General features: G+C 66.2%; 17 protein-coding genes. 3 read left to right on the plus strand and 14 right to left on the minus strand.

The features are described 5' to 3' along the window. Nucleotides 1–2: 2 nt before the first annotated feature. From ACFJGT_RS15225 to ACFJGT_RS15250, 6 genes are all read right to left on the minus strand, one after another. Nucleotides 3–1,118: an endonuclease/exonuclease/phosphatase family protein gene (locus ACFJGT_RS15225; protein WP_377838815.1), complete on the minus strand. Its 1,116-nt coding sequence runs from the start codon at nucleotides 1,116–1,118 to the stop codon at nucleotides 3–5. A 10-nt stretch (nucleotides 1,119–1,128) separates the two neighbouring features. Beyond that, on the minus strand, nucleotides 1,129–1,977 hold the full coding sequence (gene pdxY / locus ACFJGT_RS15230) for a pyridoxal kinase PdxY (RefSeq protein ID WP_377838816.1): 849 nt from the start codon (nucleotides 1,975–1,977) through the stop codon (nucleotides 1,129–1,131). Nucleotides 1,978–2,081: 104 nt separating this feature from the next. Continuing rightward, nucleotides 2,082–3,161, minus strand: a complete 1,080-nt coding sequence (locus ACFJGT_RS15235) for a sensor histidine kinase (protein WP_377838817.1) — start codon at nucleotides 3,159–3,161, stop codon at nucleotides 2,082–2,084. Nucleotides 3,162–3,250: 89 nt separating this feature from the next. Beyond that, a complete protein-coding gene (locus tag ACFJGT_RS15240; protein WP_377838818.1) occupies nucleotides 3,251–4,282 on the minus strand; it encodes an ABC transporter substrate-binding protein in 1,032 nt (343 codons plus the stop codon). A 155-nt stretch (nucleotides 4,283–4,437) separates the two neighbouring features. After that, the gene (locus ACFJGT_RS15245) at nucleotides 4,438–5,229 is read right to left on the minus strand and encodes an ABC transporter permease (protein WP_377838819.1); all 792 of its coding nucleotides are present in this window, start codon (nucleotides 5,227–5,229) and stop codon (nucleotides 4,438–4,440) included. Next, nucleotides 5,226–6,104 (minus strand): ABC transporter ATP-binding protein, encoded by an 879-nt coding sequence (locus tag ACFJGT_RS15250; protein ID WP_377838820.1) that lies wholly within the window; start codon nucleotides 6,102–6,104, stop codon nucleotides 5,226–5,228. Before ACFJGT_RS15250 ends, ACFJGT_RS15245 begins: the two co-directional genes overlap by 4 nt. A 187-nt stretch (nucleotides 6,105–6,291) precedes the next feature. Between ACFJGT_RS15250 and ACFJGT_RS15255 the strand changes: the two genes are divergently transcribed. Both ACFJGT_RS15255 and ACFJGT_RS15260 read left to right on the plus strand, forming a co-directional pair. Beyond that, nucleotides 6,292–6,816: a DedA family protein gene (locus ACFJGT_RS15255; RefSeq protein ID WP_377838821.1), complete on the plus strand. Its 525-nt coding sequence runs from the start codon at nucleotides 6,292–6,294 to the stop codon at nucleotides 6,814–6,816. A gap of 212 nt (nucleotides 6,817–7,028) precedes the next feature. Continuing rightward, nucleotides 7,029–7,418, plus strand: a complete 390-nt coding sequence (locus ACFJGT_RS15260; protein ID WP_377838822.1) for a ComEA family DNA-binding protein — start codon at nucleotides 7,029–7,031, stop codon at nucleotides 7,416–7,418. A 220-nt stretch (nucleotides 7,419–7,638) separates the two neighbouring features. Here the strand turns inward: ACFJGT_RS15260 and ACFJGT_RS15265 are convergent, their stop codons facing one another. The 3 genes from ACFJGT_RS15265 to ACFJGT_RS15275 all read right to left on the minus strand — a co-directional run bounded on the left by ACFJGT_RS15265 (nucleotide 7,639) and on the right by ACFJGT_RS15275 (nucleotide 9,811). Continuing rightward, nucleotides 7,639–7,869 (minus strand): hypothetical protein, encoded by a 231-nt coding sequence (locus tag ACFJGT_RS15265; RefSeq protein ID WP_377838823.1) that lies wholly within the window; start codon nucleotides 7,867–7,869, stop codon nucleotides 7,639–7,641. Nucleotides 7,870–8,113: 244 nt separating this feature from the next. After that, entirely contained in the window at nucleotides 8,114–9,133 is a 1,020-nt protein-coding gene (ilvC, locus tag ACFJGT_RS15270; protein WP_100963369.1) for a ketol-acid reductoisomerase, read from the minus strand. Nucleotides 9,134–9,148: 15 nt separating this feature from the next. After that, nucleotides 9,149–9,811, minus strand: coding sequence for a TetR/AcrR family transcriptional regulator C-terminal domain-containing protein (locus ACFJGT_RS15275; RefSeq protein WP_377848992.1), 663 nt, complete (start codon nucleotides 9,809–9,811; stop codon nucleotides 9,149–9,151). 145 nt (nucleotides 9,812–9,956) lie between these two features. Between ACFJGT_RS15275 and ACFJGT_RS15280 the strand changes: the two genes are divergently transcribed. Continuing rightward, on the plus strand, nucleotides 9,957–10,502 hold the full coding sequence (locus ACFJGT_RS15280; protein WP_377838824.1) for a DUF924 family protein: 546 nt from the start codon (nucleotides 9,957–9,959) through the stop codon (nucleotides 10,500–10,502). Nucleotides 10,503–10,505: 3 nt separating this feature from the next. Here ACFJGT_RS15280 and ACFJGT_RS15285 read toward each other — a convergent pair whose 3' ends face one another. Genes ACFJGT_RS15285 through ACFJGT_RS15305 form a run of 5 tightly spaced genes read right to left on the minus strand, consistent with a single transcriptional unit; the run spans nucleotide 10,506 to nucleotide 13,972 of the window. Further along, nucleotides 10,506–10,721 carry a hypothetical protein gene (locus ACFJGT_RS15285; protein ID WP_377838825.1) on the minus strand — a complete coding sequence of 72 codons (216 nt, stop codon included), beginning with the start codon at nucleotides 10,719–10,721 and terminating at the stop codon, nucleotides 10,506–10,508. After that, on the minus strand, nucleotides 10,718–11,971 hold the full coding sequence (locus ACFJGT_RS15290; protein WP_377838826.1) for an FAD-dependent oxidoreductase: 1,254 nt from the start codon (nucleotides 11,969–11,971) through the stop codon (nucleotides 10,718–10,720). The genes ACFJGT_RS15285 and ACFJGT_RS15290 overlap by 4 nt, the downstream gene beginning before the upstream one ends. A gap of 16 nt (nucleotides 11,972–11,987) precedes the next feature. Then, the gene (ilvN, locus tag ACFJGT_RS15295; protein WP_377838827.1) at nucleotides 11,988–12,530 is read right to left on the minus strand and encodes an acetolactate synthase small subunit; all 543 of its coding nucleotides are present in this window, start codon (nucleotides 12,528–12,530) and stop codon (nucleotides 11,988–11,990) included. A gap of 51 nt (nucleotides 12,531–12,581) precedes the next feature. Beyond that, nucleotides 12,582–13,265 (minus strand): glutathione S-transferase family protein, encoded by a 684-nt coding sequence (locus ACFJGT_RS15300; RefSeq protein WP_377838828.1) that lies wholly within the window; start codon nucleotides 13,263–13,265, stop codon nucleotides 12,582–12,584. Then, nucleotides 13,262–13,972: an aspartate/glutamate racemase family protein gene (locus ACFJGT_RS15305; protein ID WP_377838829.1), complete on the minus strand. Its 711-nt coding sequence runs from the start codon at nucleotides 13,970–13,972 to the stop codon at nucleotides 13,262–13,264. Before ACFJGT_RS15305 ends, ACFJGT_RS15300 begins: the two co-directional genes overlap by 4 nt. Nucleotides 13,973–14,034 lie beyond the last annotated feature (62 nt).

The following is a 14,034-nucleotide window of genomic DNA, read 5'->3' on the forward strand; positions in this document are numbered from 1 at the left end:
GGTCAGCCTTCGGGAATGTCGAGATCGATGGTGAGCGGGCAATGGTCGGAGGCCTTGGGCCGGTCCCAACCGGCGCGCGGATAGCGGTTCGCGCAGGTCGCGAGTGCCGCCATCGAGCGGTCGGGCTCGCGCGGATCGAGCGGCACGCGATAAGGCAGGCCGCGCCGGATCATCTGCATGGCAGGCCGGGGATTTGCTGCCGCAAGCGTCGGCGAGAGCAGGATATGGTCGAGCGGCATATGGCTATCGACCAGCCGCTCCTGGCTCTCGGACCAGTAGCGCCGGAAATGCGTCCAGCGCTCATGCACCGGCAGCGTGTCCATGGGATCGATCGCGAAACCGTCGAGCAGCGGCTCGATGCCGCTGGCGCCTTCGTCGACGACCTCGGCACGCGGCCCCAGCCCGTAGCGATAGCCGTTGAGGTCACCGAGCACGATCCAGTTGGTCTCGCGCCAGCCGCCCCCGAAGCGCTGCTGGACCAGCCAGCGCACAGCGCGCGCCTCGGCGCGGCGCACCGGCAGCGTCGCGGTGCGCCCATCCTCGCGGCCGTTGTTCATCGACTTGAGATGGCAGCCGAACAGGCTGAGCCGCCGTCCGGCGAAGCTCAGCTCCACCTCCAGGCAGTCGCGCGCGAAGACCTTGGCTTGCGGCCCGATGCCGAGCATCGCGAGCTCCCGGTCATGCACCCCGGCCTGCGCGAAGGTCAGGTCCTTGTGCGAGCGCACCGTGACCTGCCCCTGTCCGAACAGGTCGCGCCGCGCCGCGAAGCCGATATCGATGTTGCGGCGGTCATTGCCGTCGATCAGTGTGAAATGGCCGTAGCGATGGTCGGCGATGCGATGGACATAGTTCGCGAAAAAGGCCTGCAGGCTGGCAAGCGAATCGACCTCCTGCAGCATCCACAGATCGGCCTGCGCCTCGGCGATGGCGAGCGCCGTCATCTGGCGCTTGTCGTCCTCCAGCGCCACCGCCAGCGAACGCTCGACGGCGTCGCGCTCGTCGGCGCGCGGGAAGTGGAACAGCGACATCGCCGCGGACGTCTCGGTACGCCCGCCCGGCTCGAAGCGATGCCGCGTCAGCAGGTTCTCGACGTTGAAGGTCCCGACGCGCAGCTTCATCGCGATGCGCTCAGATCGCCTGCGGCTCGAAGACCTGCGAGGGCGTCACGAACTCGTCCTGCGCCGCCACGGTCAGGATCTCGCGCGAGCCCGCCTCCTTCGTGCGCTTCAGCAGGCCGTAGATCGAGGATGCCGCCTTCGACAGCGCGGCCGCCGCCGATTCCTCGCGCAGGTAATGCGTGAAGAACAGGGCCGCGATCGCGTCGCCCGCGCCGTTGACGCTGACATCGAGCTTCGGCGTGCGCACCCGCCAGCTGCCCTTGGCATCGGCCGCCATCAGGTCGATCGAGTCGCCCGGCGTCTCCTCGGTGACGAGCGAGGTCACCATCACCACCTTCGGGCCGGCATCGCGCAGCGCTTCCACCGCGCGGTGGGCATCGGCGATCGTCTTGATTTCGACATCGGTCAGCAATTCCAGCTCGAACTGGTTCGGCGTCACGATGTCGGCGGCCGGCACCGCCTGCTCGCGCATGAATTCCGGGATACCCGGCCGCACGAAGACGCCGCGCCCGACATCGCCGATCACAGGATCGCAGCAATAAAGCGCCTTCGGATCGGCGGCGCGCACCCGCTCCACCGCCGAGAGAATGGCATGGCCGATATCGGCCGAACCCATATAGCCGGAGATCACCCCGTCGCACGAGGCGAGCACGCCGCGCTCGGCGATGCCCTCCATCACCTCGTCGATCATGCCGCCATCGAAGACGCGGCCCTTCCAGCTGCCATAGCCCGTATGGTTCGAGAACTGCACCGTGTGGATCGGCCAGACGTCGACACCGAGCCGCTGCATCGGAAAGGTCGCGGAGGCGTTGCCCACATGGCCATAGGCGACATGGGACTGGATCGAGAGAATATTCATGGTCCGAAGCGATACCCCGTTCGCGGTGGGACCGCGAACCTAACCGCTCTCACACGAGGCGCAAATTGAAAGCGGTGAAGCGATCCATCGTTCGCGCAGAGGGGCTATTCCCGCGGCGTGATGTTGGCCATGGTCGTGGTCAGGACATAGCGCAAGCCTTCCGGCCGGTAGTCCAGTTCGACCTCGCCATGGAATTTCTGCGCCATGACGCGCTCCACCAGCCGCGAGCCGAAACCCTGGCGCCGCGGCTTGGCGACGGGCGGCCCGCCGCTCTCCATCCACTCGAAGCGGAAGGCATCCTCGCTCTGCGGCCGGCCGACGGACCAGCGGATCATAACCTCGCCGGTCTCGACCGAAAGCGCACCGTATTTGACCGCGTTGGTGGCGAGTTCGTTGGCGGCGAGCGCCAGCGTCATCGCCTGGTCGGCGGTCAACTGCAGCGGCGGACCTTCGACACGGACCGTGCCGATATCCGAGCGATGCGGCGCCAGCGCCCCCTCGATCACGGCGCGGATCGGCGCGCTGCTCCAGCTCGATTGGGTCAGGATGTTATGCGCCTCGCCCAGCGTCGCGATGCGGTCGCTGAGGATCGACTGCGCCTCCTCCAGCGTTTCGGCCGAACGGAAGGTCTGGCTGGCGATCGCCGCGATCATCGCCAGCGTGTTCTTCATGCGGTGGGCGAGTTCGGCATTGAGCAGGCGGCCGTTTCGCTCCGCCTGGACCTTGCCGGTCGTCTCCATCACCGTGTCGATCACGCCGAGTACGCGGCCTGCCTCGTCGCGGATCGGGCTGTAGCAGAAGGTGAACCAGACCTCTTCCGGGTGGCCGTAGCGATCGGTGGTGAGCGGGAAATCCTCGATGAAGATCGCCTCGCCCGTGAAGGCCTTGTCGACAAGCGGGCCGATATCGCCCCAAACCTCCGACCAGACATCGCGGAACGAGCGCCCGAGCGCGGAGGGCTTGTCGCCCAGGATCGGGCGGAAGGCACCGTTGTGGATCGTAATCAGGTCCGCGCCCCAGACGATGCATTTGGGAAAGCGCGAATTGACCATCATACCGACCGCGATCTTCAGCGCAGCCGGCCAGCCCGCGATCGGCCCGATCGGCGTGCTGCTCCAGTCATGGTCGCGAATGGCAGCGGCCATCTCGCCGCCGCCATCCAGAAAGGCGTACTCGCCGCTCACGTGATTCCCCCCGCGCCAACAAGCGCAGCATGCACCTAGCGCAGATCGAGCGCGTTGCCAAAAGACAGGCCGCGCGCTCGTGCATAAGTTCAGGAGCCGGAGGCGGCCTTCTTGGCGAAGCTGTCGATGAAGGTCTTCGTCAGGTCGACATTGGAATTGGTCAGCTCGGGATCGAGCAGCTTGAGCGAGTCGTACATGCTCTTCATCGCATCAGGGGTCGAGATGCCGGTACGCGAATAGCTCTCCTGCGAGTTCTTGACCGCCTGAAGATAGAGCGGCCGGTCGCCGAGCAGATACTCTTCCGGGACCAGCGCCGCGACATCCTCGGGCTTCGCCGTCTCCAGCCATTTCAGCGACTTCATCAGCGCATTGACCAGCTTCTGGGTCGTGACCGGGTTCTTCTCGGCGAAATCGTTCTTGAGATAGAGCACGGCGGCCGGGTTCGAGCCGCCGAACAGCGCCTTGGTGCCGGCCTCGGTGCGGGTATCGATCAGCGAGACGATGTCGCCATCGGCCTCAAGCTTCGAGGTGACGGGGTCGAGATGCGAGATCACGTCGACCTGCTTCTGCTTGATCGCCGCGACCGCGCTGGCGCCAGCGCCGACGCCGATGATCGCGGCATCCGTCGCCTTCAGGCCGGCCTTGACCATGGCGTATTGCGCAGTCAGCGCCGTCGAGGAGCCCGGCGCGGTCACGCCGATCTTGAGGCCCTTGAAATCGGCGGCGGACTTGACCTTGTCGGCGAGGTCCTTGCGCACGGCGATGGTGATGGCCGGGAAGCGACCGAGCTCGATCACCGCGCGGATATCCTGGCCCTTGGCCTGCATGCGGATCGTGTGCTCATAGGCACCGGTCACGACATCGACCGAGCCCCCGACCAGCGCCTGCAGAGACTTGGCGCCGCCGCCGAAATCGTTGATCTCGACATCGAGGCCCTGGTCCTTGAAGAAGCCCTTCTTCTCCGCGACCGTCAGCGGGAGATAATACAGGAGCTGCTTGCCGCCGACGCCGAGCGTGAGCTTCGGCTTCTCGGCATTCTGGGCGAGCGCAGCATGCGGCGCCGCGCCAAGCGCGGTCGAAAGGGCGAGCGCAGCCAGCGCGCCGCGACGGGTGAACTTCATGGCGAAACCTCCGGTTGAATGGAAAAGCGCTTCTGCGGGGCGCATTCGGCAGAGACGATAGGCGAGATCGGTGGAGCCGGGCAACTCCGCCGCTTCATCCCGTGCGCGTTGCGGCATGCAATGCCGCTGCGCGTCCGGGATGAGCGCGCTTTCTCTCATGTCGTCGTGGTCGAGCTCTGCCCCGGGCGCCAGACCAGCAATCGCTTCTCGACCACGGTCACCAGCGAGTCGATGGCGATCACGAAGATCGCCAGGATCAGCATGCCCGCGAAGACGCCGGTGACGTCGAAGACGCTCTCGGCCTCGTGGATCTTGTAGCCCAGCCCCGCGGACGAGCCGAGATATTCGCCGACCACCGCGCCGACCAGCGCGAAGCCGACGGACGTATGCAGCGAGGAGAACATCCAGGTCAGGGCCGAGGGCCAATAGACATGTCTGAAGAGCTGTCGCTCGTTCATGCCTAGCATGCGGGCATTGGCCAGGATCGTCGGCGAGACCTCGCGCACGCCCTGGTAGACGTTGAAGAACACGATGAAGAAGACGAGCGTGAAGCCGAGCGCGACCTTCGACCAGATGCCGAGCCCGAACCAGAGCGCGAAGATCGGCGCCAGCACGACACGCGGCAGGGCGTTCGCCGCCTTGATATAGGGGTCGAACACCGCCGAGAGCAGCTCGCGCCGCGCGAAGGCGAAGCCGAACAGGATACCGGCGAGCGAGCCGATGACGAAGGCGAGCACCGTCTCGGTCAGCGTGATGCCGAGATGGTAATAGATGTCCCCGCTGGTCAGCTGCTTGAAGGTGCGCGTCAGCACGGCTGAGGGCGTCGAGAAGAAGAACTGCATCGTCTTCACGTCGCCGAACAGGCTCGTGGTCGTCACCACATGCCAGATAGCGAGGAAGACCAGCATCACCAGGATCTGCAGCGAGATGAGCTTCATCCGCTTCATGACGCGTCTCCCCCGACGAGCTCGCGCCCCTCGCCCATCGCATAGGCCTTCTGCACCTCGACGCGCAGCGAGGCCCAGATATCGCGATGGATCTCGTGGAAGGCCTTCTCCAGACGGATATCGGCGATGTCGCGCGGACGCGGCAGGTCGACCTTGTAATCGGCGACGATCCCCGCCGCAGGCCCCGCCGACATCACCACGACCCGGTCGGAGAGCGCGATCGCCTCTTCCAGATCGTGGGTCACGAACATCAGCGCCTTGCGGTCGCGCGACCAGAGATCGAGCAGCAAATTGCCCATGATCTGCCGAGTCTGCGCGTCGAGCGGCCCGAAGGGCTCGTCCATCAGCAGGATTTCGGGGTTGCGGATCAGCATCTGCGCCAGGCTGACGCGCTTGCGCTGCCCGCCGGAGAGCATGTGCGGATAGCGGTCGACGAAGGTGCGCAAGCCGACGCGGCCGAGCCATTCGCGCGCCCGCTGGTCGGCCTCGCGCTCGGGCACGCCCATCGGCTCCAGCGCGACCTTGACGTTCTCCAGCGCCGTCTTCCACGGCATCAGGGCGTCCTGCTGGAAGAGATAGCCGGCGCGGCGGTTCAGCCCCGAGAGCGGCTTGCCGAAGATGCCGACCGAGCCGGCCGAAGGCGCAAGCAGGCCGGCGGCCGCATTCAGCAGCGTGGACTTGCCGCAGCCCGTCGGCCCGACGATCGAGACGAACTCGCCGGGATGAACCTTGAGGTCGATGCCCTTGACCGCCTGGTAGCGGCCGCCATCGGCGAGATGGAAGGTGATGTCGACGCCGCCGAGCGCCACCGCCGGATCGCCCGACGAAACCGCTCCTGAGCCCGCATGCGCATGCGGGCGATCCTGCAACTCCATGAAATCCGTTTCCCCGTCGGGCGCAGGCTTGGCCCCGCCGTCAGCTTTTTTCACGTTGCCGAATTTAATAGGCGATCATTCGGGGAAGGCAACGCCCGGCCCTGCGGCGGCCCGTCGCTTGCATCGTTCCAGCGACACGGCCATATGGCGAGACCGACCCGACCCCGCTGGAGCCGAGCCGAACGCCATGGCCGAACTCGAACAAGCCATGAAGGCGCTCGTCGACTTCATGCAGACCCATCAGCAATGGGCGATCCCGATCGTCTTCGCGGTCGCCTTCGCGGAATGCGTCGCGATTCTCTCCTGGCTGGTTCCTGCGACCGTCTTCTTCACCACTTTCGGCGCTGTTGCGGGCGCTTCCGGCCTCAATCTCGTGCCGCTCGCTCTGGCGGCCTCGCTCGGCGCAGGTAGCGGCTTCTGGGTATCCTATGTCGCCGGCGTCCATCTCGGCCCCCGAATCCACGAATACTGGCCATTCCGGAACAATCCGCAATTGCTCGACCGCGGCCATGCCTTCTTCGAGAAATGGGGCATCGCCAGCATCCTGATCGGCCATTTCTTCGGGCCGCTGCGGGCCGTCATCGCCATCGTTGCCGGCATTGTCGCGATGCCGTTCTGGGCCTTCCAGCTCGCCAACTGGCTGGCCTCCTTCGCCTGGGGCTTCGGTCTGCTCTACGCCGTGGGCCGCTTCAGCGAATTCCTCGCCCGTTGAGCCCCCCGCAAACCTGACTGCCCGGTGAACGCGGCATTCGGGGATCGTTCAAACCGAAAGGCGCTTCTTCACGTCGTCGCATCGCGGCACACCCCCACGGTGAAGCCCGGCGCGACACGCTGAACGGCCCCGCGCCGCCAGCGTCGTCCGGCGGAGGGACCCGGCTCCCGACGGATGCGACGTTTCCGGGCCGACCCACGAGGTCTCACGTCATGACGATGTCCCGCTTCCTGATCCCCCTCGTCGCGCTTGCCGCCATGGGCGGCCAGGCCTTCGCCCAGACCGCGACGCAGGCTCCCGCTCCGGCCAAGCCAGCAGCTCCCGTCACGGCACCCGCCGCCCCGACAGCGCAGGCTGTGCCCGCCGCGAAGCCCGCGACCCCGGCCGTCGCAACGCCCGCCGCCGCCCAGGCCAAGAAGATCAACATCAATACCGCGACCGCCGCCGAGCTCGATACGCTCAAGGGCATCGGCGAGGCCCGCTCCAAGAAGATCATCGAGGAGCGCGGCAAGGCGAAGTTCAAGGATTTCGCCGACCTCGTGAAACGCGGCACCCTGCCCGCGAATGTCGAGGCCGAGATCAAGGACAAGATCACCTTCTGATCGGCCTTCCAATGCAAAAGCCTCCGGCGCCTGGCGCCGGAGGCTTCATTCAATTCGGGTCTCTCGAGGCGGTGGATCAGGCGAGGCCGAGGATCACCGCCAGCATCATCGCGAGCGACAGCGCCATCACGACGCGGATAGCCACGGGCGTTTCAAGAATGCGCAAGAGTTCCATCACTGCCTCCCCTTCATCGGGCAAACACGAACGGTTTCGCAAAACTCAGTAGACCAGCTTCTCCACGGCGAACCACGCGATCGTCACAAGCACGAGCCCGCCGATCAGCACCATCAGCACCGGCCGGCCGAGAAAGCCCTGCCGCGCCTCCACCGGCGTTTCCACCGCCGGGTCGGCATCGCTGTGATCGTCGGCCCGCATCGGCGTAATCGGATCGCCGCCACGCAGAAGCTCGGGATCCTGAACCGGGACTCTGGGTCGCGTATCGACCGTCATGACCGTCTCCCTTGGTCTGTCGCTGGCCTTTCCGGCCATGCACCGCAAGGAAAACGTCCGGGCGCCGGGAGGGTTCCAGCCAGCGCCCCAAAGGAAACGGGCGGCAGCCTCTCGACCACCGCCCGAAAACAAGAAAACCCAATTAGGTCAATAGATTGCAGGAAATTCCGGAATCAAGCCCGGAAGACCCTGAATCAATCTGGGAAGCCCGCACCTGCCATAGCCGACGCGGGCTGCCGCCAGATCAGTTCTTGGTCTTGTCGACCAGAGCCTTGGCTTTGATCCACGGCATCATGTCGCGGAGCTTGGCGCCGACTTCCTCGATCGGGTGAGCGGCGTAGCGGGCGCGGGTCGCCTTGAACGAGGTCTGGTTGACCTTGTTCTCAAGCATCCAGTCACGGGTGAACTTGCCCGACTGGATGTCGGTGAGGACGCGCTTCATCTCGGCCTTGGTCTCGGCGGTGATGATCCGCGGGCCGGTGACGTACTCGCCGTATTCGGCGGTGTTCGAGATCGAGTAGTTCATATTGGCGATGCCGCCTTCGTAGATCAGGTCCACGATCAGCTTCACTTCGTGGAGGCACTCGAAATAGGCCATCTCGGGGGCGTAGCCGGCCTCGGTCAGCGTCTCGTAGCCGGCCTTGATCAGCTCGACCAGGCCGCCGCAGAGCACGACCTGCTCGCCGAAGAGATCGGTCTCGCACTCTTCCTTGAACGTGGTCTCGATGATGCCGGCGCGGCCGCCGCCATTGGCCGAGGCGTAGGACAGGCCGAGGTCATGGGCGTTGCCGGTCGCGTCCTGGTGGATCGCGATCAGGGTCGGCACGCCGCCGCCGCGCTGATACTCGGAACGGACGGTGTGGCCGGGGCCCTTCGGGGCGACCATCAGCACGTCGAGGTCCTTGCGCGGCTCGATCAGGTTGAAATGGACGTTGAGGCCGTGCGCGAACAGGAGAGCGGCGCCCTCCTTCATGTTGGCGTGCAGCTCGTCGCGATAGATGTCGCCCTGCAGCTCGTCCGGGGTCAGCATCATCATGATGTCCGAGACCTTGGCGGCCTCCGACGGAGTCATCACCTTGAAGCCGGCCTCTTCGGCCTTCTTGCGCGTGGCCGAGCCGGCCTTGAGCGCGATGATGACGTCCTTGACGCCGGAATCGCGCAGGTTGAGCGCATGCGCATGGCCCTGCGAGCCGTAGCCCACGATGCAGACCTTCTTGCCCTTGATCAGGTTGATGTCGGCATCACGATCGTAATAGACGCGCATGGGAGTCTCCTTGGGTTACGCGTTGATCTTGTCCCGGCCCGAGGCGTGTCGCCCCGCGCCGTAGAGGGTGAGAAACTGCTCGGTCGCCCGCTCGGAATCGGCGGCGATCTCGGCCCGGCTCAAGGTCAGCGTATCGCCGAGCAGGAGCCGGATCTGGACGTCGCGGCCGGCGAGGCCGAAGAAGGTGCGGAAAGCCGTCTCGGTATCGTCGAAGGCGAGCAGCCCCGCCTCGCGCCCGGCATCGAGCACGGGCTTCAGGCGCTCGCCGATGGCGAAACGGCCATTGGCCAGCACGATCGAACCGAGATTGCCGTCGCGCGAGGCCGCCTGGCTGATGCCGATGCGGTTGAGCGCGATCGAGGTCGGCGAGGTGATCACTTCAAGCCAGTTCGCGGCGAAGCCCTTGAGGCTCTCGCGCAGTGCGCCGGCATCGAGATTCTGCCGGTCGAAATTGCCCGCCCTCACCTTCGAGGCCTGCCACTGCACCGTCGCGGTCAGCAAGCCGTCGCGGTCGCCGAACCACTTGTAGAGCGTCTCCTTGGAGCAGCTCGCGCGCCGCGCCACCGCGGTCATGGTCAGCCCGCTGCCCTTCTCGACCATCAGGCCCAGCACGGCATCGAGCACGGCCTGCTGGCGCGCTGTCAGCGCCTCGCCTTGCGTCTCTGCGGCAGCCTGCATCATGGGCGGGAGAAATCCAGTACCGTACGTTACGGTTCAGGCATCTATCGCAGCGGCGGACGGCCCGCAAGCGTTATTCGCGACTGGCGGTTGGCCGAAGAAGAATTATCTCTGGGCCATCGGAATTCGAGAAGCGGAGCCTTTCATGACCTTGCCCAACGCCCATGACGTCGTCAGCTTCTGGCGCGAGGCCGGCCCCGAGAAATGGTTCGCCAAGGACGAGGCCTTCGACGCCGAGATCACGAGCCGCTTCCTCACGGCCCATGAGGCGGCGGCAGCGGGCAAACTGGCGGAATGGGAGGAAACCCCTGAAGGCGTCTATGCCCTGCTGATCCTGCTCGACCAGTTCCCGCGCAACATGTTCCGCGGCAGCCCGCGCGCCTTCGCCACAGATGCGCAAGCGGTCGAAGTCGCCGAGCATGCGATCGCGAAAGGATTCGATGAGGCCTACCAGCCGCCGGAGAAGCGTTTCTTCTACATGCCCTTCATGCATTCCGAAGGGCTCGCCGATCAGGAACGCTGCATCGAACTCTGCGCGGCCGCCGACGATCCCGAGGGGGTGAAATATGCCGAGATCCACCGCGACATCATCCGCGATTTCGGCCGCTTCCCGCATCGCAACCCCGTGCTGGGGCGCGAGACCACGGCGCAGGAGCGCACCTTCCTCGACGAAGGCGGCTTCAGCGGCTGAGCCTCAGCCGGCCTGCTGGCTGGCAATGCGCTGCAGGAAGATCGCCGCGATGGTCAGAAGAAAGCCGGCCCACCACAGTGGCGAGCGCAGGCTCTTGCCGCTCCCCAGCTCCTCGGCCTGTGCCTTGCCGGAGAGGCGCATCACGATCGGCCAGGCGAAACAGGCCAAACCGACGATGCCGAGCAGCAGCGCGATCTGTTCGAGGCTCGGTGTCGTCATGCCCTTACGCTCGCAAGAGTGGGGTTTGCCGGGAAAGCCGGCCCCAGCTTCAAGGCCCGCAAGGGATCGCCATACAGCCCCGCGACGAGCAGGGCCAGCTGCCTGTCGATCCCCGGCAGCCGCGCCAAGGGCGGCACGAGCCGGTCGCGGAGCAAGGGCAGCAGGTAGCTGTCGGACTGGTAGAACGGCGTGAACAGGCGGCTCGCGACCTGATAGAGCCGGACATGGAAGCGCCGCAGCACCGCATAACGTTCGAGCGCCCCTGCGATATCCGCAGCCTCGTTCACGGCCATTGCCAATGCGAACGCATCCAGCAAACCCATATTGGCGCCCTGCCCCAGTTGCGGGCTGGTCGAATGGGCGGAATCGCCGATGAAGGCGAGGCCGCGACCGGCGGGGACCGGCAAGGTATGGTGGCGATAGGAGGCCAGCAGCAATTGCTCGGCCGACGTGATCGTTTCCAGCATCGGCGCCGTCTGCGGCCAGTGCCGGAGCACATCCGCTTTCCACGCATCGAGGCCGCGCGCTTGCCATTGCGCATGATCGGCCGGCTTCAGGCTCCAGAAGAAAGAGGCCAGCGGCACCTCGTCGTCAGGCCGCCGGCCGATCGGCAGCACCCCGACCATCACGCTTGCGCGGTGATAGCGCTGCTCAAGCGCGTGGGGATCGAAACCATCCGCCAGCGGCGCATTGGCCCAGACCGCGCCATAGGCCAGCGGACGCTTCCTGACCGGCTTCGACGCCCGGCCGATCAGCGGCGAGCGCGCGCCCAAGGCATCAATGGCAAGATCGAACGGCCCGAGCTTCCGGCCATTCTCCAAAACGAGCGAAACCTGCCCGCCGCTGCCGGTCTCGACATCAGTGACCTCGCAGCCGGTCTCGACCGCGATGCCGCGTGCCGCTACCGCATCGAACAAAGCCTCGAACAGGCTGCCGCGATGGATACCGAGGCCGAAGGCGTCAGGGCCGAGCGCCGCATAGCGCACATCGAGCACGACAGAGCCATCAGCCGACCCCAGCCCGTAGAGCCGATCGAGCCTGCTGCCGCGTGCGATCAGTGCATCGGCAAGGCCGAGCTCGCGCAAGACGGCGAGCCCGGTCGGCTGCAGGATCAGGCCCGAGCCAAGCGGCTGGGGCGTCGCGAAGCGCTCGACCAGCGTAACACGATGCCCGGCGCGCTCCAGCAGCAAGGCAGCCGCAAGCCCCGCCGGCCCGCAGCCGGCGATCGCGATCTCGTAGCGGCGTGTCACCGGCAGAGGCCGGTGATTACATCGAGTCCGGGCCGCGGCTCATCGCGGCGATGCCGGTGCGCGAGACTTCCGTCAGCCCCACCGCCGTCATCGTCTTGATGAAGCGCTCGATCTCCTCGGTCGCGCCGGTCAGTTCGAAGACGAAGGAGGTCAGCGAGGCATCGAGCACGCGCGCGCCGAAGGCCGAGGCAAGGCGCATCGCCTCGACACGGTGGTCGCCCTTGCCGACGACCTTGACCAGCGCGAGCTCGCGCTCGATCGCCTCGCCCTGCTCGGTCAGGTCGACGACGCGATGCACCGGCACCAGCCGGTCGAGATGAGCCTTGATCTGGTCGATGACATTGGCGGTGCCCGAGGTCACCACCGTGATGCGCGAGATATGCTTCTCATGCTCGGTCTCGGAAACGGTGAGGCTCTCGATATTGTAGCCGCGGCCCGAGAACAGCCCGGCGATGCGGGCAAGAACGCCCGGTTCGTTGTCGACGATCACCGCCAGGGTATGGCGCGCGGTCGGCTGGGCCTTCGGGGCATTCGGATAATGGCTGGCGGGCTTCGACATGGCGGACCTGTGAGGCGGTTGGAGCGGAGAAATCGAGGGGAATGGAATAAGTCAGTGGCTGCGGAGATCGACGAGGGCGGGTTCATCGACCTCGTCATGCGCTACGATCCAGGGCTCCACCAGCGCGGCGGCAAGCCACTCGCGATAGGCGGGCAGCGCGAGCACGGCCTGCATGTAGTCCTGCGAGACCGCATCGACCGCGATGCCGTAGGTATCCAGCCGCGTGACGACCGGCGCATACATCGCATCGGCCGCGGAGAATTCGCCATAGAGGAACGGCCCGCCGGCGCCGAAGCGCTCGCGCGCCTGCCGCCACAACCCGGTGACCCGCTCGACATCGCGGGCGACGCCCGGACCGCGATCGCGACCGGCGAAGCGCTTGCCCAGATTCATCGGGCAGGCACTGCGCAGCGCCATGAAGCCCGCATGCATCTCGCTGGAGATGGCACGCGCCTGGGCGCGCGCCGCCTTGTCCCGCGGCCAGATGCCGGCCTGGGGATAGGTGTCATGGAGATATTCGCAGATCGCCAGCGTCTCCCAGACGGCGATATCGCCATCGACGACCATCGGCAGGGTGCCGCCGCTGCCGGGCGCAGCGGCAAAGACCGCCTCCTTGAAACCGGGCTCGTCGAGCGGCACGAGCTGCTCGGTGAAGGCGATGCCGGCCACGCGCATCAGGAGCCACGGCCGGAGCGACCAGGACGAATAGCATTTGTTGCCGATCAACAGCTTCATGCCGCGGCCGCCTTCCATTCATCGACGAAATCGAGCGCCGCTGCGACATGCAGCGCGGTGGTATCGAAAACCGGCACGGAGACATCGTCCTGCGACAGCAGAAGGCCGATCTCGGTGCAGCCAAGGATGACGCCATCGGCGCCCTCCTCCTTTGCGGCGCGTGTGACGATGGCACGATAGCGCTCGCGCGAGGCGGGCTCGATCCGTCCCCGGCACAATTCCTCGTAGATGATGCGATGGACGTCGTCGCGCTCATCGGGTTGCGGCACCAGCGCCTCGACGCCGAAGGCCTTCAGCCGGTCGCGATAGAAGCCCTGTTCCATCGTGAAGCGCGTCGCCAGCAGAAGCGGCCGCCGCGAGGGCGAAGCCAGCACCGCCCGCGCCGTGACATCGGCAAGGTGGAGAAAGGGCAGCTTGGTCGCGGCGATGATCTGGTCCGCGACCTTGTGCATCGTGTTGGTGCAGAGCACAAGGCAGGAGGCCCCGGCCTGTTCGAGGCGGCGCGCGCTCGCGGCCAGCGCCGCGCCGGCCGCGGCCCAGTCACCCTTGGCCTGCATTTCCGCGATCGGTGCGAAATCGACCGAATGCAGCAGCACGTCGGCCGAATGCAGGCCGCCCGCACGGGCGCGCACGCCCTCGTTGAGCAGCCGGTAGTAGACCGCGGTCGACTCCCAGCTCATCCCGCCGATCAGACCGATGGTGGCCATGGTGTTTTCCTTCAATCGGACCCTCAGCCCTCATCCTGAGGAGCGGGCAAAGCCCGCGTCTC

Source organism: Allobosea sp. UC22_33 (assembly GCF_042700715.1).
In the GTDB taxonomy this organism is placed as follows: domain Bacteria; phylum Pseudomonadota; class Alphaproteobacteria; order Rhizobiales; family Beijerinckiaceae; genus Allobosea.